Annotated in this window: 17 protein-coding genes; 11 read left to right on the forward strand and 6 right to left on the reverse strand. The window is 63.9% G+C overall.

Annotated elements, in window-relative coordinates; all coding sequences use genetic code 11:
- The first annotated feature begins 34 nt into the window (after positions 1-34).
- The 11 genes from AC3WVQ_RS22280 to AC3WVQ_RS22330 all read left to right on the forward strand — a co-directional run bounded on the left by AC3WVQ_RS22280 (position 35) and on the right by AC3WVQ_RS22330 (position 13,343).
- Positions 35-1,354, forward strand: a complete 1,320-nt coding sequence (locus AC3WVQ_RS22280) for a lipopolysaccharide biosynthesis protein (protein ID WP_034799217.1) — start codon at positions 35-37, stop codon at positions 1,352-1,354.
- A gap of 40 nt (positions 1,355-1,394) precedes the next feature.
- Entirely contained in the window at positions 1,395-2,492 is a 1,098-nt protein-coding gene (locus AC3WVQ_RS22285) for a hypothetical protein (RefSeq protein ID WP_060601528.1), read from the forward strand.
- Between the two features lie 127 nt (positions 2,493-2,619).
- Positions 2,620-4,260 carry a GumC family protein gene (locus AC3WVQ_RS22290; protein ID WP_192445310.1) on the forward strand — a complete coding sequence of 547 codons (1,641 nt, stop codon included), beginning with the start codon at positions 2,620-2,622 and terminating at the stop codon, positions 4,258-4,260.
- Positions 4,261-4,273: 13 nt separating this feature from the next.
- Complete coding sequence (locus AC3WVQ_RS22295; protein WP_112772088.1) at positions 4,274-5,605, forward strand: O-antigen ligase family protein; 1,332 nt, start codon at positions 4,274-4,276, stop codon at positions 5,603-5,605.
- Positions 5,598-6,368 carry a polysaccharide deacetylase family protein gene (locus tag AC3WVQ_RS22300; protein ID WP_090426433.1) on the forward strand — a complete coding sequence of 257 codons (771 nt, stop codon included), beginning with the start codon at positions 5,598-5,600 and terminating at the stop codon, positions 6,366-6,368. The genes AC3WVQ_RS22295 and AC3WVQ_RS22300 overlap by 8 nt, the downstream gene beginning before the upstream one ends.
- Before the next feature lie 8 nt (positions 6,369-6,376).
- Complete coding sequence (locus AC3WVQ_RS22305; RefSeq protein WP_159416079.1) at positions 6,377-7,621, forward strand: glycosyltransferase family 4 protein; 1,245 nt, start codon at positions 6,377-6,379, stop codon at positions 7,619-7,621.
- Positions 7,622-7,965: 344 nt separating this feature from the next.
- Positions 7,966-9,066: a glycosyltransferase family 4 protein gene (locus AC3WVQ_RS22310; protein ID WP_244497290.1), complete on the forward strand. Its 1,101-nt coding sequence runs from the start codon at positions 7,966-7,968 to the stop codon at positions 9,064-9,066.
- Between the two features lie 173 nt (positions 9,067-9,239).
- Positions 9,240-9,602 (forward strand): VanZ family protein, encoded by a 363-nt coding sequence (locus AC3WVQ_RS22315; protein ID WP_034799228.1) that lies wholly within the window; start codon positions 9,240-9,242, stop codon positions 9,600-9,602.
- A gap of 77 nt (positions 9,603-9,679) precedes the next feature.
- Positions 9,680-10,678, forward strand: coding sequence for a glycosyltransferase (locus tag AC3WVQ_RS22320; RefSeq protein ID WP_112772091.1), 999 nt, complete (start codon positions 9,680-9,682; stop codon positions 10,676-10,678).
- On the forward strand, positions 10,678-12,840 hold the full coding sequence (locus AC3WVQ_RS22325) for a glycoside hydrolase (protein ID WP_192445403.1): 2,163 nt from the start codon (positions 10,678-10,680) through the stop codon (positions 12,838-12,840). The genes AC3WVQ_RS22320 and AC3WVQ_RS22325 overlap by 1 nt, the downstream gene beginning before the upstream one ends.
- 83 nt (positions 12,841-12,923) lie before the next feature.
- A complete protein-coding gene (locus AC3WVQ_RS22330) occupies positions 12,924-13,343 on the forward strand; it encodes a CBS domain-containing protein (protein ID WP_034799235.1) in 420 nt (139 codons plus the stop codon).
- A gap of 63 nt (positions 13,344-13,406) precedes the next feature.
- On the opposite strand, the gene AC3WVQ_RS22335 is transcribed toward AC3WVQ_RS22330, so the two are convergent.
- From AC3WVQ_RS22335 to AC3WVQ_RS22360, 6 genes are all read right to left on the reverse strand, one after another.
- Positions 13,407-14,114 (reverse strand): OmpW/AlkL family protein, encoded by a 708-nt coding sequence (locus tag AC3WVQ_RS22335; RefSeq protein WP_192445314.1) that lies wholly within the window; start codon positions 14,112-14,114, stop codon positions 13,407-13,409.
- A gap of 192 nt (positions 14,115-14,306) precedes the next feature.
- Positions 14,307-15,053 carry an ABC transporter ATP-binding protein gene (locus tag AC3WVQ_RS22340; RefSeq protein WP_112983443.1) on the reverse strand — a complete coding sequence of 249 codons (747 nt, stop codon included), beginning with the start codon at positions 15,051-15,053 and terminating at the stop codon, positions 14,307-14,309.
- Positions 15,047-15,856: an ATP-binding cassette domain-containing protein gene (locus AC3WVQ_RS22345; protein ID WP_192445316.1), complete on the reverse strand. Its 810-nt coding sequence runs from the start codon at positions 15,854-15,856 to the stop codon at positions 15,047-15,049. The genes AC3WVQ_RS22340 and AC3WVQ_RS22345 overlap by 7 nt, the downstream gene beginning before the upstream one ends.
- Entirely contained in the window at positions 15,853-16,704 is an 852-nt protein-coding gene (locus tag AC3WVQ_RS22350) for an ABC transporter permease (RefSeq protein WP_060521747.1), read from the reverse strand. Before AC3WVQ_RS22350 ends, AC3WVQ_RS22345 begins: the two co-directional genes overlap by 4 nt.
- Positions 16,701-17,666: an ABC transporter permease gene (locus tag AC3WVQ_RS22355; RefSeq protein WP_457578662.1), complete on the reverse strand. Its 966-nt coding sequence runs from the start codon at positions 17,664-17,666 to the stop codon at positions 16,701-16,703. Before AC3WVQ_RS22355 ends, AC3WVQ_RS22350 begins: the two co-directional genes overlap by 4 nt.
- A gap of 219 nt (positions 17,667-17,885) precedes the next feature.
- Positions 17,886-19,430, reverse strand: a complete 1,545-nt coding sequence (locus AC3WVQ_RS22360; protein ID WP_090295978.1) for an ABC transporter substrate-binding protein — start codon at positions 19,428-19,430, stop codon at positions 17,886-17,888.
- Positions 19,431-19,508 lie beyond the last annotated feature (78 nt).

Here is a 19,508-nt window from a genome sequence, read left to right on the forward strand (position 1 = left end):
AACAATGACGGGTTGAGATCAAGGGCAGATCGGAATGGCTTCGGAAGGTGTGAAGGAACGCGCGCACAAACCGTTCCTCTCGATGATCATATCCTATGCTGCATCCGGCGGCAGCCTTGTCATTGGCTCGGCTGCGCAGCTTCTGACCTTTGCGATCCTCGCGCGCTTTCTCGGCGTGCATGAATTCAGTGTCTTCGTCGCAATCACGGCCGTTGCCAACATCGCGGTTCACCTTTGTGGTCTCGGCGCGATGGAGTGCCTGGTGCGCCGTGTCGCGCGCGACCGGGGCATGTACCCGCAGATGCTCGGCCACAACATCATTCTGACCTCGATCAGTGGCGTGCTGCTGGTGTTGCTCGGCGCAGCGGTGTTGCCGTTCTTCTTCACGCTTTCGCCCGATCCCGCGGCCAATGTCGCGGTGATCACCTTGATGCTCGTGACCAACATCATCTTCGTGCGGGTCATCGTGCTGGCGGAGCAGATCTTTCTTGCGCATTCGAATTTTGCCTCGGCCAACAAGGTGGTCGTCGGTTTCGCCCTGGCGCGCACCATAGCTGCAGCGCTCGCCTGCATCGCCTTCGGGGTCGCGACGGTGGCCTCCTGGGCTGTGTGGCAGTTCGTATGCCATGTAATCGTGGCCCTCGGCTGCTGGCGAGCGGTCAAGGGGTTGGGACGCCCGACCTATGGCATCGTGCGGGAAGAGCTACCGCTCGGGCTCTATTTCAGCATCCCGTTCATCCTGCGCGCGGTCCGGCAGAACGCCGACCTTCTGGTCCTGAGCCTCGTGGCGAGCGCCGAGGTCATGTCCAGCTACAGCGTCGCGCGGCGCATGCTGGAGAGCAGCTATCTGTCGGTTGAGGCCTTGAACCGGCTGATCTATCCGGGTTCGGCAAAGGCAACGGCAGCCGGCCTGCACCACGCCTTCGAGCGCGTGCGCAAGGTTCTGTTCGCGGCCACCTCGATCAGCATTGCCGCGGCTGTTGCTGTTTTCGTGCTGGCGCCGGTGCTGCCCTATCTCTTCGGCAAGGACTACGTCTCCCTCGTTTCCTTCGTTCGCATCCTGTGCTGGGTCGTGGTGCCGCTCGCCATGTGGTCGGTGGCGATGGAGGCCCTTGGTGCGTCCGGCCACCATCCGGCGCGCGCTTTGGTCATGGGCCTTGGCAGCGTGCTTGGTGCGGCACTCACCGCCTGGGCGACCTGGTACGCACCGCCGACAGGCACGTTTATTTCCTTCTACGTGATCGAGACCGCGATGGTGATCGTCTCATGGGCGGTCTTCCTGCGCTTCGTGCGGCGCGATCGGGAACAGGCCGGCGCGGCCTCCCTGTCGACGGGGGTGGTGCATGGAGGTTGAGCTCGGGAAGATCCAGGCCGCACGGTCGTCCGGACGGGAAATGCCCCGGATGGGCAATGTGCGCGCCATGGAACCCCGGGATATCCCAGCCGTCAGCAGCATGTTCACCCGGATCTTTCGCAAGCGGGAGCAAGAGGCGAGCGCGGAGCTTCAGAACTATGTCGAGACCATCTTTTTCGGCAGCCCGCTTTATGCGCCGGAACACGGCAGCATCGTCTACGACGACGGGACCGGCGGCATCGGCAGCGCCATTCTAGCGATTCCCATGGAGTTCACGGTCAACGGCCGCCGAACGGTGGCGAAGCTTCTCTGCGCCTTCATGTCCGAGGGCAAGGCCGGTGCGGTCGGCGCCGCCTGCCTGGCGCGCGCCATGCGTGCGACACGGCAAGACATGTGTTTTTCCGACAACTCGTCTCCGGTCAGCGCCGATCACTGGGTCGCTGGTGGTGGCGTCGTGCTGCCGATCCAGAGCCTCGACTGGCGCCGCTCCTTCCGGCCGTTCAGAGCCTGGGGGCTGACGGTTGGCAGGCAAGTGCGCCTGCTCAGATCCCCGATGCTCTCCGAGCCGCTTGCGCTTGCGGACCGGCTTTTGCGCCGCCGCCGCCCGCGCACCAAGCCCGATCCCGTTGCCGGCTGCACGACGCACGCCATTGATCCCGCTGCCTTCGTCGATCTCGCAGAACCCATGCTGCAGCGATTTTCCGTCAGGCCGGTCTGGTCGCGCAGCGAATTCGACTGGCTGGTGATGGTCGCGCGACTGAACACGCCGCTCGGCGAGCTTCTCTGCCGCGAGGTCCGGGATGAAAGCGGGCGCGTCATCGGCGCTTATCTCTACTTCGGCAAGGCCGGCGAGCGGGCAACGGTGCTCAACGTCGTCTGCGAGGCCGGCCGTGAGTTCGCCGTCACCGCACAGATGTTCCATGCGCTTGACGCCGAGGGTTACGCGCTCGCCGTCGGCAGCTCGCAGCCGTTCCTCATGAATGCGATCTCGCGCCAGAGATGGCTGTCCTTCCACCATCGCGGCTATTTCTGCATGGTGACGCGGCATGCGGATCTGAAAGACGCGGCCCAGCGCAACGATATCTATGTGGGCGGTCTGGCATCGGAGAGCTGGAGCCGGTTGTTGACCGACTTCTGAAGCGATGGGTTAAGCGGCAATCCTGCCGTTTAACGGAATATTCACCGTACAACCTTAATTCTGCGCTAGAAGGCGGCTCGCGGGGTCACGATCTTCGCGTCTTGATGGGCGTGCGTGAGGGATGCTTATGTATAGGCCGGACGAGGCCGGAAAACAGGGGGCCAGCCAACCGGCACGCGAGCAGCGTGCACCGGTCGAAAGAGGCTCGCTGCTCGATCTGCTCTCGTCAGACCTTCACGAAGCGAAGTCTGGCGCTGACGGTTCGGCAACAGACAGGCCCGCCGAAGTCCAGCATCAATCCAGAGATATTCCGAAAGCCTCGCCCCATCCGGCTGACTTGGTACCGCCCGTGTCCAGAGCGGCCGGCGCGCCTCGCGACAGCTATTTTCCCGGGTTGAGTGGCCTCAGCCGGATCGGCGTCGACGATATCATCGGCTGGTTGCGCGACGGGCTCATCTGGATCGTGCTGGCGCTCGTCCTGTGTGTGGGGGCCGCGCTCGCCTATGCGATGACGGCGACGCCCCGCTATACGGTCTACACCGATATCGTCGTCGATCCGTCCAACCTCAATGTCGTCAGCGATGACGTCTTCACCACCAATCCGCAGCGCGATGCGCAGTTGCTGGAAGTGGAAAGCAAGCTGCGTATCCTGACGTCGCGCAATGTGCTGTCGCGGGTGATCACCCAGATGCGCCTCACCGAGGACCCGGAATTCGTGAAGCCCTCGGCCTTCAGTTCGCTGAAGAACCTCTTCTCGACGAAGGCGGAGCAGCAGGCCGGAAACGAGCTTGCTGCCATGCGGGCCTTGTCGGAGCGGGTGGAAGCCCGGCGCGAAGAGCGGTCCTTCGTGGTGGTGATGAAGGTCTGGAGCGAAGAGCCTGCGAAAGCGGTGACGCTGTCGGATGCGATCGTCGCGGCTTTCGAGCAGGAGCTGTTTCAGTCCGCCGCCGAGAGCGCCGGTCGCGTCGCGCAGAGCCTCAACGCCCGGCTCGACGAGTTGCGCCACAACGTCACCGAATCCGAACGCGCGGTCGAGGATTTCCGCCGCAAGAACGGGCTGCAGTCGACCAATGACGGCCAGCTCGTGAGCAATCAGCTTTCGAACGAACTCAACACCCAGGTTCTCGACGCCCAACAGCGCTTCATCCAGGCCGATACCCGCTACCGGCAGATGAACGACGCGATAACACAGGGGCGGACCGCAAGTGCATCCGAGTTTGAATCCGTCAACATGACGAACCTGCGAGAGCAGTACAACGTGCTGCAGCAGCAGATCGCCTCCATGCAGCGCACCTATGGGGAGCGCCATCCCCGCCTCGTCAATGCGCGCTCGGAGCGTGCGAACCTGGAATCGGCCATGGACGACGAGGCGCGCCGCATCCTCGATCGCGCCAAGGCGGACATGGACCGGGAGCAGCAGGCCTTTTCGGCCTTGCGCGCCAAGGCGAGCGACGAGAAGTCGAACGTGTTCTCCGACAACGAAGCCCAGGTGCAGCTGCGAGACCTCGAAAGGGACGCGCGCGCCAAGGCTGCCATCTATGAGACCCACCTGGCACGCGCCCAGCAGATCACCGAACGCCAGCAGATCGACACGACCAATGTTCGCGTGATCTCGCGCGCCTTGCCGCCGAATGCGCGCAGCTGGCCGCCGCGCACCGTGGTTCTGGTGGCCGGCGGCGGTTTCCTGGGGATTATTCTCGGCATATCCCTCGCGCTTGCCCTCGGTCTGTGGAGATACATCCGTCGTCCGCAGCCCCTGGCGCCGTGAGAGGACGGCCATCGTGCCCGATCTCGGCGGCAGCCCGGCCAATTCTGCAGAAACCTTGAGGGTCCGCGTCGGGACCTTCCTGTTCCTGGCCATTTCCATCTACTACTGGATCCCCTTTCATTCCTTCGTCGACCTGACCAAGGAAAGTCTGCTGGAACCGGGCGGCGACAATTCCAGCCGGCTGAACCAGATCGTGGCACTGCTGCTGTTTGCAGGCGCCTCCTGCTACGGTGTGCTGCATCCGATGCGGCGTGGGCTTATGCAGCCGCGGGTGCTGCTTGCGATCCTGCTTTTGTGGGTGCTCTTTGCCTGCCTGGTCTCCGCTCATCCGGCCAACGGCATCAAGGCGATCATCCTGACGACGATGGTTGCGGTCAACGCCAACGTCTATCTGCTGCTGCCGGCCAACGAGCGGCACTTCGCCAAGATGCTGGCGGTCTCGACGCTCGTCATGCTCGCGGTTGCCTATTACGGCGTCCTGTTCAAGCCGCTTCTGTCCATTCACCAAGCCAACGAAGTGCTGGAGCCGATGCATGCAGGGCTGTGGCGCGGCCATTTCCGTCACAAGAACGAAGCGGCGGTCGCCATGGTGCTTGCCTCGTTTCTCGGCCTGTACGTCCTGCGCCGGTGGTCGAAGCTTGTCGGCCTGACCATCGTTAGTCTGGCCTTCTTCTTCCTCATCCATACGGGAGGAAAGACCTCGACGGCGATGTTGCCGGGCATTCTGCTTCTGGCGTGGCTCTTCGAACATGTGCGCTTGCTGCGCATCCCGATCGCGATCGGCGGCGTGGCCCTGTTCAACCTTTTCGCCGTCGGGTCGGCCGTCTTCCGACCGCTCGGCGAATTCGTCTCGTCGCTCGGCATCGACGCGACCTTCACGAACCGGGCCGATGTCTGGCGCTTCGCCTTTTCGGTGATCGCCGAACAGCCGTTTATCGGGCGTGGCTTCAAGGCCTTCTGGCAGACCGAGGAAGTGGTGTTCAGCGGCGGTGGCATCGAGACCTGGGCGGTTCGTGCGGCCCATGCGCACAATTCGTATCTCGAGACGCTTCTCGTCATCGGCATTCCGGGGTTGATCCTCACGCTGCTTTGGTTGGTGGTGCTCCCGCTCTATCATATCTCGCGCATTCCGCCGGCCCGGCAGCACAGCGACCTCACGCGGCTGTTCCTGCGGATCTGGCTCTATTCGATCTACAGCGCCAGCCTTGAGGCCTTCTTCTTCGATGGTCCGAATGTGCTCTGGTTTACCTTGCTTTTCGCGATTTGCGGTTTGCGCCTGCAGTCCTCGGCAGCGCTTGCAACCGAACCACGCCCGCTTGCACAAAGGATGGTGGCGCATGCCTAGTTTTTCACAGGCTCTGTCGAGGGTCGACGGCCTTGTCGACCGCGTCGCCAACCGGCTTATCTGGCGTCTCGCGTCGAAACCCCGTGATGTCATAACCGACGCGCCGCTCGTGTCCTTCACCTTCGACGACGTGCCGGACACAGCACTTCACAATGGCGCCGCTATTCTCGAACGTCACGGCGTGCGCGGCACGTTCTACATCGCCGGGGGGCTTGCGGGGCGCGTCGAAACCGATCGTACCCTGATCTCGCCCGAGGGCTGCGCGGATCTCGCCCACCGGGGTCACGAGGTCGGCTGCCACACCTTTTCCCATAGCAAGATCAGGCGTTTGGGCGGAAGTGGGCTTGCCCGGGATCTCGACCGCAATGCCGCCTATCTCAGGCAAAGCGGCGTCGGCCCGGCCGCGACCAACTTTGCCTTTCCCTACAACGCCGCCTGGCCGCTGGCGCGCCGGGAGTTGGCGCGCCGCTACCGCACCTGCCGCGCGGCCGGCGAGGGCATCAACCGCACGGCCGTCGATCCGCTGATGCTGAAGGCCGTCGAGATCCGGCAGCCGGAGACGGACGCGCAGGCGCTCACGGGCTGGATCGAAGATGTCGTCGATCGGCCTGGCTGGCTCGTGTTTTTCACCCACGACATCGCCGCGCGCCCGACGCCCTATGGCTGCACGCCCGAGACCTTCGAGAACCTGGTTCGCTACGCGGTTGAGAAGGGCTGTGTCGTGTTGCCGGTCGAGCAGGCGCTCGACAGGCTCGGCTGGTAGGAGGACGCATGTCGCGGCAGGGAAACGGCGGCAACAGGCTGCTCGCCATCAACAATTACTTCTATCGCCGTGGCGGCGCGGAGGCGGTCTTTTTCGACCACATGAAGATGTTCTCGGACATCGGCTGGGACGTGGTGCCCTTCGCCATGCAGCACGAGGATAACGAAGCCTCGCCATGGTCCGAGTATTTCGTCTCCGAGATCGAGTATGGTCGGCGTACCAACCTCCTGCGCAAGGTGGTGCAGGCGGCGAGCGTCATCTACTCGCGCGAAGCGCAGAAGAACGTCAGCCGGCTGATCGAGCGCGCGCGGCCCTCCGTCGCCCATGCGCACAACGTCTACCATCATCTTTCGCCCGCGATCTTCTCGACGCTGAAGGCGGCCGGCATTCCGGTCGTCATGACCGCCCACGATCTGAAGCTCGCATGTCCCTCCTACAAGATGCTGCGTGACGGTGCCGTCTGCGAGGACTGTCGCGGCGGGCATATCTACAACGTCTTGCGTCATCGCTGCATCAAGGGGGAGACGACGCTGAGCGCGGTCGTGCTCGCTGAAACCATGGTCCACCGTGCGCTCGGTCTCTACCGCAACAAGGTGGACCGCATCGTCGTGCCGAGCAAATTCTATGTCGAGAAGCTGGTCGAGTGGGGCTGGCCGCGCGAACGGATGGTCCATATCCCGAACTTCGTCGATGTCGACGGCTATTCGGCCGACTGGGTCGAGGGCGACTATTTCGTCTTTGCCGGACGCCTGGCCCCGGAGAAGGGGCTGGCGACGCTGATCCGCGCGGCGGCCACATCGGGCCAACGGCTGGTGATCGCCGGAACCGGCCCCGAGGAAGCGATGCTGCGCCAGTTGGTTGCGCAAACCGGCGCCGACGTGACCTTTGCCGGCTATCTCTCAGGCCAGTCCCTGCATCGTCTGATCGGAGAATCCCGGGCGCTGGTTCTGCCTTCCGAATGGTACGAGAACGCGCCGATCAGCGTGCTTGAAGCCTATGCTTTGGGGCGACCGGTAATCGGCGCCTCGATCGGCGGCATTCCTGAAATGATCCGCGAGGGTGAGACGGGCATGACCGCGATTTCGGGCGACGCCGATGATCTCGCCCGCGTGCTCTCGACGATGGCCGGTCTGCCAGTTGCCGAACGCGCTGCGATGGGTGCTTCGGGTCGACACTGGATCGCCAGTGAGTTCTCCGCGGCCGCCTATCGTGAAAGAACGGTCGACCTCTACTCCAGGCTGGGAGCGGTCTGATCTCGTCCGGCATTAACGTTACGATACAATTTGTAGTAACCTGGGCTCGCCCTATGGTTTTCAGTCATTTATATAAGGGGTGAATGAAATATCTTGGCGATGATTAAGTATATCGCCCTAGTAAACGGAACGGGCAACCTTCGAGGCGACACATGAGCAGAAAGCCTGATGTTTCGCGAAGTCATCGCCAGCAACAGCCGGTGATTGCGCAGGAGATGGTGCAGACCGGACTGTCGGACGGAGCCGGCCGGTTGCCTCGGCATAGCGCGGCGCTCGCAGGCCGGCAGCATGGCCACCCCGTTCAGAGCGGCGCGCTGGCCGCGCGCGGCGAGCGCAAGCGCGTGATGATGCTGGGCTTGCGCGGCATCCCCAACGTTCAGGGCGGCGTCGAGAAACACGTCGAAATGCTGGCGAGCAAGCTGCTCGGATACGGCTGGGACGTCGAGGTGGTCGGACGTCGTCGCTATCTGGAGGATCGTAACGCCTACGCCTGGAACGGCGTCGACGTCGTCCCTCTCTGGGCACCGCGCCGGATGGCGTTGGAAGCCATTGTACATACCTTCCTCGGTGTCTGGCTCGCCGCCTGGCGGCGCCCGGATGTCCTGCACATTCATGCCATCGGCCCCGCGCTGATGACGCCGCTTGCGCGCATGCTTGGGCTCAAGGTCGTGGTGACCCACCATGGCTACGACTATGACCGGCAGAAATGGGGCGGTTTCGCCAGGCGCACGCTGAAGCTCGGAGAGCGCCTCGGCATGCGGTTCTCGAACGGACGCGTGGCGATCTCGAAGGACATCGCCGAGACGATGCATGCCCGGCACCATGTCTCCATGACGCTGGTCCCGAACGGCGTCCAGGTCACTCCGCCGACCGGCGAGGCCGGCATTCTCGCGGAGTTCGGCCTGGAACGGCGGCGCTATATCCTGCTCGCTGCCCGGCTGGTTCCGGAAAAGCGACAGCTTGATCTCATCCGCGCTTTTGCCAAGTGCGACTTGGCCGATATGAAGCTCGTTCTTGCCGGCGGCGCTGAATTCGAAACGCCCTACGTCAAGGAGGTGAGGGCGCTTGCGCGCGACGTGCCGGGCGTCGTGCTCACCGGCTTTCAGACAGGCGACAGGCTGGCGGAACTCTTCGACAATGCCGCCCTTTTCGTTCTGCCGTCCAGCCACGAAGGCATGCCCATTGCGCTGCTTGAGGCGATGGCCTACGGGCTGCCGGTCCTTGCAAGCGATATCGTCGCCAATCAGGAGATGGAACTGGCGCCCGACGAATATTTCCCGTTGGGCGACATCGACGCGTTGGCGTCCGGTATCGTGGAAAAACTCGCAGCCCCGCTCAGCGACGAGGAGGTGCGCGAGCGTGCGGCGCACGCGGAAGCCGCCTATAGCTGGACAAATGTGGCACAAAGGACCGCGGCGGTGTATAGCGCGTTGCTGGCGAAGTAGCCGGACGTTCGCGTCCGCCGTGTCGCCGGCCGGAGCTTGCCCCGTGCGTTCACCACGCACCGCTCACCTCAAAAATGCGGCCGCGCCCCCGCAACGCGATGAACGCGCAGGCGCCGTCGCCGATCGTTCGATGATTGCCGTGCCTCGCACGCCTCCTGGAAGACAAGCCGACAATGACTATCAAACGCGCCGCCAGCCTCTTCGCATGGATCCTCTTTGCCGTGATCGCCTATTCGACGATGTCGCCGCTCGACCTGCGGCCCCGCATCGGGCACCTGGTCCATCTCGAACGGTTCGGTGCCTTCGGCCTGCTGGGCCTGCTGTTCGCGATCGCCTATCCGAGGCGGCTGGGGCTCGTGCTGGTTCTGGTCTTTGCGACGGCCATCGGCTTCGAGCTGCTGCAGATGGTCTCGGCCGATCGCCACGCACGCGTGACGGATGTGATGGTCAAGCTTCTTGGCGGCGCCTGCGGCGTCTTTGGCGGCTGGTTCCTTCATCGCTTTCGCTTGCCGCTGCTGCGACTGCTGGGGCGGTAAACCAAAACGCAAAATATCGCCGATAAGATCGGCGGCAACCGGAGCAGGCCTGCGCTCCGTCGAGACTGGGGGATCGCGTGGCAGTATCCGTCATCATCAAGACGCTGAACGAAGAAAAGCGCATCGCCGCGACCATTGAAAGCGCGCTGAAGGCGCTCGAAACCGTTGGCGGCGAGGTCATCGTCGCCGATAGCGGCTCCAGGGACAGGACGGTGGAGATCGCCTCGCGCTATCCGGTCGTGATCGCACAGATCAGCCCGCCGGCACTTCCGAGCTGCGGCATCGGCCCGCAACTCGGCTTCCAATACTCGCGCCACGCGCATATCTGCCTGCTCGACGGCGACATGTTGCTGGACGACGATTTCCTCGAAGTGGCGGAAGCGTTCCTCGCCGAAGACCCCGAAGTGGCTGGTGTCACCGGCCATGTCCAGGAGATGCTGACCTCAAACCTCGAATTCTCCCGCCGGGTCACACGCAATTCACCAGAAAACCGGATCGGCGCGATCGACCGCATGAATGGGGGCGGCCTCTATCGCCGGGCGGCGATCGAGGCGGTCGGTTACCTGTCGGACCGTAATCTGCACGGCTATGAGGAGTTCGACCTCGGCATCCGGCTCAGAAGTGCCGGCTTTAAGCTGCATCGCCTCGACCGACGCTTCGTCCAGCATTTCGGCCACACTGACAATTCCTATCGCCTGCTCGTGCGCCGCTGGAAGAGCAAGTATCTGTTCGGCATCGGAGAACTGCTGCGCGCCTCGCTCGGCCAGCCCTATTTCCTCCAGCTCGTCAGAGAGCTGCCGGAGCTCAAGCTTTGGGCGCTGGTCTATCTCTGGTGGGCGTCGTCGCTTGCGATCCTGCTGTTCGTGCCCGATAAACTCCTTGCGCTCGGCATCGTTCTTGCGATCCTTGCCGGCGTGGTCGGGCTGATGAGCCTGCGCAAAGGCGGTTTCAGCATGGGGCTTTATACCGTCGTCGCCTGGTTCTTCCATGCAGCGGCGCTGCCGGTCGGCTTCTTCCGGGCGCGCCGAAAGCCTGACGCGCCGATCGAAAGCAAGCTGCTCGGGGCCCCGGCATGATGCGGCGGCCATTGCTGGTAGCCGCGGCAGCGCTTGCTGCTGTCTGCTCGCCGGCGCAGGCATCGGACCAGTGGCTTGCCGTGCGGGAAATTTCCCTCGAGTTCGAGGCTGGCAGCCCTCTCGATTTTTCGTCTTTCCTGCCGAACGGCACGATCGATGCGGATCACCGCCTGGTCGCCGGTGCCGGCGGGCGGCTTGCCTTCGCGAAGTCGCCGGACAAGCCGGAGCGCATGCTCTGCGCATCGCTTGCCTGGAGCCCAGCCTCCGGCGGGTTTCCAGATCACGAAACGGCTGACCGCTACGCCCGACAGCTGGCGATGCGCGGCTACAATCTCGCCCGGCTGCATTTCGTTGATGGCAGCCTGATGTTCGGCCGGGACCGCGACTTCGATTTCGACCCCGAGACGCTCGACCGTGTCCACTACCTGCTGGCGGCGCTGAAGAAGAACGGCATCTACTGGATGATGGACGGCCTCTCGTCGCTGCGCGGCGTTTATGGCGGTTTTGACGATCGCTGGGACGATGGCGGTAACCTCAAGCTCGAGCTGTTTGTCGACGAGCGGGCGTTCGACCACTGGAAGCGCATGCAGGAGATGATCCTCGGGCGCGTGAACCCCTACACGGGCGTGGCGCCAATCCGCGACGATGCGCTGGCGGTCGTCATTCTCGCCAACGAGAACGGCATGGAGTTCGACACCGTCGTGCACGATCGGCCGGGCAAGCCGCCCTATGATCCGCAGCTTGCCAAGCCGTTCAACGTGTGGCTCGCCAAACGCTACGGATCGACCGAGGCGCTTGCCAAGGCGTGGCCTGACCTCCGCCCGGACGAGACGATCGAGGCGAGATCCGTGGCGCTGCCGGCGGACCGCTACGTCCCTGCTCCGCGGCTGCGCGACCTGCAGGCCTTCTTCACCGAGACGGAAGAGGCCACGACCGCGCGCATGAGCGAGGTGCTCCGCAGGCTCGGCTACCGCGGCTTGATCAGCAACTACAACAACTGGCCGACGGTGCAGGCGTCGCTCAGCCGCCGCGGCCTCGAAGCCGTGACCATGAATACATATCACGACTGGGTCAGCGGCTACGCCCCGGGAAGCAAGACGACGCAGGTCAGCTCGATCGCCGACGGTGTTAATTATATCCGCATGATCGCGGCAACGCGCTGGCTCGATCGGCCGTTCCTCGTCAGCGAATACGATCATCTGTTCTGGAACCGCTACCGCTACGAGGCCGGGCTGGCGATGCCGGCCTATGCGGCGCTGCAAGGCTGGGACGCGCTTTGCCGACATGGCCATGGCCCGATCGTTCTTTCCTACGGCGAGCCGTTCCCGCACAAGAAGGCGATGCTGCCTTATGCCATCGCGCTCGATCCCGTCGCGCGCGCCGGCGAGACGCTGTCGGCGCTTCTCTACCGCCGCGGCGACGTGGCGACCTCAGCCGTCACCGTCCCGTTTGCGGTACGTGGCGAGGAGGATCTTTCCGACGACATGCAGGCCCGCGAACCGGAACGCCTGACGGACCTGGCGTTGGTCGGGCGGATCGGTCTTGAACTGAACCGGCTCGGCGATGTGCCGGCGGTGAAGCAACCGCGCCAGCAAGACAGCGAAGGGATACTCGGCAGCCTGCGCCAAAGCGGCGCGCTTTCTGATGAAAACGGTACCAGCATCGATACCGGCATTTACCAGAGCAGCACCGGCGAGATCCTGTTGAACCGCTTTGCCGGACAATTGCGCGTCGTCACCGACAAAACGGAGGCAGCCGCCTTCTCGACGCTGCGAGAGCCGATCGATCTCGGCCTGCTCAGGGTCGAGCGGGCCGATGGCAATGGGCTCGTTGCGCTCTCGGCGCTCGATGCGGATGGAGGGCTCGCAAGGGGCCGGCACCTACTGCTGATCTTTGCGACCGATGCACAAAACACCGGCATGGCGTTTCGCGACACCGAGGAGAAGGTGATCGAGGACTTTGGGCGGCTGCCGGTTCGGCTGCGTGAAGGCTATGTCGATCTGACGTTGGCGCGAACCGCAAAGAACTGGAGCGTTTCGCCCGTGGGCCTCGACGGCAAGGTGCATGCGCCGGTAGCGCAAGGCACGGGCGACGTCGCCTTCCGGCTCTCCAACAATGGGCCCTTCGGCCCAACCACCTATTTCCTCCTCGAATTGCGGTAAGGAGTGGCGCGGCACATCGCTGGATCAATGAATGGCCACGATGTCAGTCTATGCTCCGCCCCTTTCACGTACAGGAGGTTGAGATGAGAATATCGGAAGCCATGCATCCCGGCGCTCGCTGGATCTCTCCCGAAACCGATCTGAAGACAATCGCGCGTATCATGCGCGACGAGGACATCGGTGCGCTGCCGGTCGGCGAAAACGACCGCCTGATCGGCATGGTCACGGACCGCGACATTGCCTTGCGCGCCTTTGCCAACGGGCGGGACCCGGCGTCGATGACGGCGCGGGACGTGATGACGAGGGATATCGTCTATTGCCGCACGGACGAGACGATCGAACATGCCGTTCATCTGATGGAGGCCAAGCAGGTGCGGCGTCTGCCGGTGATCGACCAGGACAAGCGCATGGTCGGTATGCTGTCGCTGGGGGACGTCTCCCATGCGGGCAGCCAGCAATTGTCGGGCGAACTCGCCAGAGCCGTCACGGCCCACCACGTCTAAGGTCGGGCTCTACAGGGTGCGGCGCCTTTAAGAGGGCGCCGCAAGCCGTTTCGTTTGGGGCCATCAGAACCGGTAGCTGATACCGGTGCCGATCAGCCACGGATCGAGCTTGACCTTGCCGCTGACAGCACCGGCGCCGGGCAGGGTGGCGTTGACCTCCGGTTCCAGGAACAGCTTCTTCACGTCGAAGTTCAGGCCCCAGTGGTCGTCGAGCTTGATGTCGACGCCCGCCTGCAGCGCCACGCCAAAGGTGTTCTTCAGGTTGAAGCTGGAGAAATCGCCGCGGGGCCTCTCGTTGTAGAACATCGTGTAGTTCACGCCTGCGCCGACATAGGGCTTGATCTCGTCGGTGACGTTGAAGTGGTACTGTAGCGTGAGCGTCGGTGGCAGCAGCCAGGCCTTGCCGATCTCGCCGAGGCCGGCGATCGAGCCGCTGCCGCGTGCCGTGTGTGGCGTCGTGCCGAGGATCAGTTCGGCGGCGATGTTGTCGGTGAAGAAATAGGTGATGTCGAGTTCCGGCACCACGGAATTGCTGACGCCGACCTTTTCGCCGTCGAGCGCGCTGCCGTTGAGATAGAGCGTGCCCTTGTCGTCAGGCAGGACAGCCAGTGCGCGGCCGCGGATCATCCACGGGCCTGGCTCGCTTGCGAGAGGCATTTCTGGTGCCGCGACCGCGCCCGGCTCGGAGAGATCTGCCGCCGTCGCGAGCGCGAGCGGCGCCGCAAGCGCGGCGAAAAGGACGGCAGATGGCAGAATGGCGCGAGTAGGCATGATTTTCCGGACCCCCAGAAGAAGTTGAACATCGCCGGTCAGGGCGTTGGCGGCAGGGATTCTGCGGCCGACGGCACTATGCTCAACAGGGCGTCTCAGCGGTTGTCTTGGATCAATGCGCGCGCGAATCACCAAGCCCTTGGGGATAAAGGTGGATTCGGCTGAAGATGCGATATCCGCGCCAATCCCCTGTCAGGCGGGCATGCGCGGAATGCTGGCAAGAAGACGCTGTGTGTATGGGTGCTTCGGGGCGGCCAAAATGTCGCGGGTCTTGCCGCTCTCGACCACCTTGCCGCGCTCCAGAATGACCATCTCCTCGCAGAGGGCCGCGACGACGCCGAGATCGTGCGAGACGAAAACCAGCGTCAGCTTCTCGGCGAGTGTCTTGAACAGCTCGACGATGCGGATGCGGGTGGAAAGGTCGAGCGCGCTGACCGCCTCGTCGGCGAGTACGATCTGCGGTCGCGCGACGATGGCGCGGGCAATGGCAATGCGCTGGCGCTGGCCGCCGGAAAACTCGTGCGGGTAGCGGTGGAGTGCATCGGCAGGAAGCCCGACCGCTTCGAGCGCCGCGGTGACCGCCTGCGTCCGGTCACCCGGGATCCGCAGCGACCGCAGCGGCTCGCCGATAATGTCGATCACTCGCTGGCGCGGGTCGAGAGAGGAATAGGGGTCCTGGAAAACCGGCTGCACGGCACGGCGATAGCGCTGCATGAAGGCGCTGCTGCCGGTGTCGAGGATCTCCTCGCCGAAGCGAATGCTACCGCTCGTCGGGCGAATGAGCCCGAGCATCAGTCGCAGCAGCGTCGTCTTGCCCGATCCGGATTCGCCGACGAGACCGACGCTCACTCCCGGTCGCACCGATATCGAGACGTTGTCGAGGGTGGTCTGCTGGCGGGAATAGCCGAAGCTGACGTTTTGAAGATCGAGCATCATGATCCGGTTGCTCCCAGCGCTTCGTCGAAGAGACGGGCGGCCTCGACCAGCGTCTTGGTATAGTCGTGCTGCGGCTTGCCGAAGACCGAGCCGACCAGTCCCTCCTCGACAGCGATACCGTTCTTCAGCACGAGGACGCGCTCCACCACCTGGGCAACCACGGGCAGGTCGTGGCTGATGAACAGAAGCGCCATGCCGGTCTCGCGCACCAGCTGGTCCAGCAGCTTCAGGATCTCCGCCTGGGTCGTGACGTCGAGCGCGGTCGTCGGCTCGTCGGCAATCAGGAGCTTCGGGCGGCAGGCGAGCGCCATGGCGATGGCGACGCGCTGGCGCTGGCCGCCGGACACTTCGTGCGGGTAGGAATTGATGATGCGGTCGGGCTGCGGCAACGCCACCTTGTCGATGAGGTCGCGGACTTCGCGTTGGACCGCCTCCTTCGTTGCCTTGCCGCCGTCCCGTTCCAGACGCCGGCGAACGGGCTCGGCGATCTGTCGGCCAATCTTCATCAGCGGATCGAGCGCGGTCAGCGGCTCCTGGAAGACGACCGCTGCGGCCACGCCGCGCAGCCGGTTCATCACCCGATCTGTGGCGCCGACCACCTGTTGCCCGTCGAGCGTGATCGAGCCGGCGACAGTGATCGACGGCGGCAGCAGGCCGGTCGCTGCCATTGCCGTCATCGATTTGCCGGAACCGGACTCACCGATCAGGCCGATGCGTTCGCCGGGCCGGATTGAGAGGGAAAGGTCAGAGACCAGCGGCTTGTCGCCGGCGCGGATGTCGAGACCCTTGATGTCGAGAAGCGTCATCGCGATCTCCCCCGTGTCGGATCGGCGATATCGCGCAGGCCGTCGGCTAGGAGGTTCATGCCGATGACGAGTGCGACGAGGGCGATGCCCGGCGCGATCGCGCCGATCGGCGCCGTATAGACGGTCCCTTGCGCTTCCTGCAGTAGCCGTCCCCAGGAGGCGTTCGGGGGCGGCGCACCGAGCCCGAGATAGGAGAGCGACGCCTCGGCGATAACGGCCAGGCCGAACTGCAGGGCGAAGTTGACCGAGAGTGTCGGCCAGATGTTGGGAAGCACATGGCGGAAGACGACTCCGGCCCAGGAGGTTCCCGATGTGCGCGAGGCGACGATGTAATCCTGCCGCAGCACCCGCTTGGCAAGGATGCGGGTCAGCCGCGCGACGATCGCCGAGATGGCAAGCCCGAGTGCCAGGATCGCCGACCAGAGACTGGCGCTGTCGCTTGCCGCCACCACCAGCATGGCAAGCAGCAGGGTCGGAAAGGCGATCAGGATATCGAGCGTCGCGGCCATCACGTCGTCGGCAAGGCGCGTGGCGAAGGCTGCGAGAACGCCGAGGCTGACGCCGATCGCAGCCCCGATCACAACCGCACCCGTGCCGACCAGCAGCGCTGTGCGGGCGCCGATCATCAGCTGGGTAAGCAGGTCGCGGCCCAAGCGGTCAGTGCCGAGCCAGTGCAAAAGCGACGGCGCTTCCAGTCGTCCGCCTGAGGCGTTCAATGGATCATAGGGCGTCCAGAAGAGCGTCAGTACCGCAACGGCGACGTTGAGGCCGACGAGCGCAAGGCCGACGGTAAGCGCCAGCGAGCGCCGGCGCTTCGGCGCAGAAACGGATGTACCGATCGAGGTCATGCGTTGCCTCCGACGGCCCGTTCGCGCAGGCGTGGATCGATCAGCCGTTGGGTGAGGTCGGCGGCAAAGCCGATCAGCAGCACCAGCAGGGTGGAGATGAACAGCACGCCCTGAACGTTCGGATAGTCGCGCTGCTCGATCGCAAGCAGCAGCATCGAGCCAAGGCCCGGCAGCGCGAAGACGCGCTCGACGACGACCGCGCCGAGCAAGGTCGTCGCAAGCTCGATGCCGAGGATGGAAACGATCGGCACGGCGCCATTGCGGATGCCGTGGCGAATGAGCGCTTCGGGGAAGCTGGCGCCGAGGGCGCGCGCCGTTCGCAAGTAATCGCTACCGAGAACGTCCTGCGTCGCCGAGCGCACATAGCGCAGCAGTGACGCGCCCATGACGAGGCCGATCGTCATGACGGGCAGGGCGAGCGCATAGAGCACCTGCCCCTCATTCTGCCAGCCGCGGCGGGGAAAGCCGCCCGAAGGGAACAGCCGGAAGGTGACGGCGAACAGCGTGACCAGCAGAATGCCGACCCAGAAGACGGGGATGGCGATGCCGAGCTGCGAAACTGTCGAGATCAGTCCGCCATACCAGCGATCGGCCTTGACGGCTGAGAGGATGCCGAGCGGAACGGCGAACAGGATAGCGAGCACAAAACCCATCAGCGCCAACGGCACGGTGACCGTCAACCGCGCGGCGATCTCCTCGATCACCGGCTTGCCGCTGACGAAGGACGTGCCGAGATCGAAGCGGGCGAGGCTGCCGGCAAAGCGCAGAAACTGCTGCCAGAGCGGCAGGTTCGAGCCGACCTGTTCACGGGCCTTCTCGATCTGCACGGCATCGGCGCCGACCGAGAGAAGCGCATTGGCGGGGTCGCCCGGCAAAAGGCGCAACAGCACGAACAGCACCACCGCTGCGATCAGCAGCGACAGAAGCAGAATGGCAAAGCGGCGGACGAGATAGGTGAGAATGGCTGCATTCCTTTCTTCTCACGGGATCCGTGATCAGAGAGCTGGCTTTTGCACCAAAAAGAAGAGGGAGGCTAGAGCGTCTCTCGTCTTTGGGAGTGCCTGTGGAAGGCCTGAGAGGTGCCCGGACGAATCGGCGCGAAACGCAATCAGCCCCCGGAACGGATCCAGGGGCTGTCGTTTACGCATCCGGCGCGGATGCGCGCCGGATGGCGATGCCGCTTACTGCTCGCTCTTCTTGATGCCGAAGGCGAAGAACTGCGAGTTCAGGCCGTTCACGGGATAACCGGTGACGGCCGAGCTCGAGACGACGATCTGCGGGTAGAGGTAGAGCCAGTTGCTGGCGGCATCCTCGGCGATGATCGTGTTGGCTTCCTTGAGCTTGGCGGTCTGCTCGTCGGTGTTGGCCGCTGCCTCCGACGCTTTGATCAGGTCGACGACTTTGGGATTGTTGTAGCCCCAGTAGAAGTCCGGATTGCCGTAGAAGACGATGTCGCGGTGATTGACGTGCTCCTGCAAAGTCGCCTGGAAGTCATGCGCCTTGTAGACCTTCGTGTACCACTCGTTGGCGGTGATCACGTTGATCTCGACCTTGATGTTGACCTTGGCGAGTTCGCTCTGGATGAACTGGGCGACGATCGGATGAGGGTCGTAGTTCGGCGTGTCGAGCTTGAAGGTGAAGCCATCGGCAAAGCCCGCTTCCTTCAGCAGCGCCTTGGCGCTCTCGACGTCATAGGCATCGACGGCGGTGAGGTCCACGTACCAGGGGTCCGTCGGCGGAACGAAGGAGCCGATCAGCGTGCCGTATTCGCCCCAGATCGACGTCAGCAGCTTCTTGTCGTCGATGGCGCGGGCGATCGCTTTGCGGACCTTGACGTTGTCGAAGGGGGCGACGCGGTCGTTGAAGGCGAGCAGTTCCTTGGTCGTCGACTGGCCGGCGGTGACGGTGAAGTCAGGATTGTCCTTGAACTGGGCGATCGAGTCCGGGCTCTGGACGCTGGTGATGATGTCGACGGCGCCGGTCAGGAGCGCATTGTTGAGCGCGGTCGCGTCGGTGAAGTACTGGAAGACGACTTCGCCATTGGTCGGCGCGGTCCCCCAGTATTTGTCGTTGCGGATCAGGGCCAGCGACGAGCCGCGGCGCCATTCGTCGAGGCGGTAGGGGCCCGTGCCATCTTCGCTGGCGTTCAGGTCCTTGGCCGCATCGTTGACGATCCAGACATAGCTCAGATTGTAGGGCAGCGAGATCGAGCGGGCAGACAGCTTGACCACCACCGTCTGGTCATCGGGCGCCTCGATGGCGCTGATGGTTGCAAGGCTCTTCTTGCGCGAGCTCTTGGATTGCTCTGCCGTCACGCGTTCGATGCTGTACTTGACGTCTGTCGCCGTCAGCGGATCGCCGGAGTGGAAGGTGACGCCGGGGCGAAGCTTGAAAGTGTAGGTGAGGCCATCGTCGCTGACGCTCTGCTCGGCCACGAGACCCGGCTGAACGTCGCCGGCATCGGTCAGCGTGAACAGCGCTTCATAGACATTGCCGTTGAAGGCTTCGTTGATGCCCTGGCCGGCGCCGGCGGTGTTGTCGAGGTTCTGCGGCTCATAGAGCGAGCCGATGGTGATCGAGGCATTGGGATCGAATTTCGCGTCCTCGGCAAGAACGGCCGTGCTCGACGAAAGAGCCAGCGCCAGCGTGGTGGCTGCCAAGGTTGCGCCGCGCGCCCGGCGGGTTTGCCCCGCGGTCTTGCCAAAGCCGATGATAGTGCCAGTCATGTCCCAAACTCCTGCTTATGCCTGTTGTGCGGATCGCACCGCCGCCCGAATTCTAGCCATCGGACGATTGCCGTGCAT

It is taken from the genome of Ensifer sp. EB106-05-01-XG146 (assembly GCF_058791875.1).

Bases quoted from the DNA above. Each gene is read 5' to 3' on its own strand.
- AC3WVQ_RS22325 (WP_192445403.1), top strand. From the start codon at position 10,678: ATGCGGCGGCCATTGCTGGTAGCCGCGGCAGCGCTTGCTGCTGTCTGC.
- AC3WVQ_RS22280 (WP_034799217.1), top strand. From the start codon at position 35: ATGGCTTCGGAAGGTGTGAAGGAACGCGCGCACAAACCGTTCCTCTCG.
- AC3WVQ_RS22285 (WP_060601528.1), top strand. From the start codon at position 1,395: ATGCCCCGGATGGGCAATGTGCGCGCCATGGAACCCCGGGATATCCCA.
- AC3WVQ_RS22345 (WP_192445316.1), bottom strand. From the start codon at position 15,856: ATGACGCTTCTCGACATCAAGGGTCTCGACATCCGCGCCGGCGACAAG.
- AC3WVQ_RS22305 (WP_159416079.1), top strand. From the start codon at position 6,377: ATGTCGCGGCAGGGAAACGGCGGCAACAGGCTGCTCGCCATCAACAAT.
- AC3WVQ_RS22310 (WP_244497290.1), top strand. From the start codon at position 7,966: ATGATGCTGGGCTTGCGCGGCATCCCCAACGTTCAGGGCGGCGTCGAG.
- AC3WVQ_RS22335 (WP_192445314.1), bottom strand. From the start codon at position 14,114: ATGCCTACTCGCGCCATTCTGCCATCTGCCGTCCTTTTCGCCGCGCTT.
- AC3WVQ_RS22330 (WP_034799235.1), top strand. From the start codon at position 12,924: ATGAGAATATCGGAAGCCATGCATCCCGGCGCTCGCTGGATCTCTCCC.
- AC3WVQ_RS22350 (WP_060521747.1), bottom strand. From the start codon at position 16,704: ATGACCTCGATCGGTACATCCGTTTCTGCGCCGAAGCGCCGGCGCTCG.
- AC3WVQ_RS22300 (WP_090426433.1), top strand. From the start codon at position 5,598: ATGCCTAGTTTTTCACAGGCTCTGTCGAGGGTCGACGGCCTTGTCGAC.
- AC3WVQ_RS22315 (WP_034799228.1), top strand. From the start codon at position 9,240: ATGACTATCAAACGCGCCGCCAGCCTCTTCGCATGGATCCTCTTTGCC.
- AC3WVQ_RS22290 (WP_192445310.1), top strand. From the start codon at position 2,620: ATGTATAGGCCGGACGAGGCCGGAAAACAGGGGGCCAGCCAACCGGCA.
- AC3WVQ_RS22360 (WP_090295978.1), bottom strand. From the start codon at position 19,430: ATGACTGGCACTATCATCGGCTTTGGCAAGACCGCGGGGCAAACCCGC.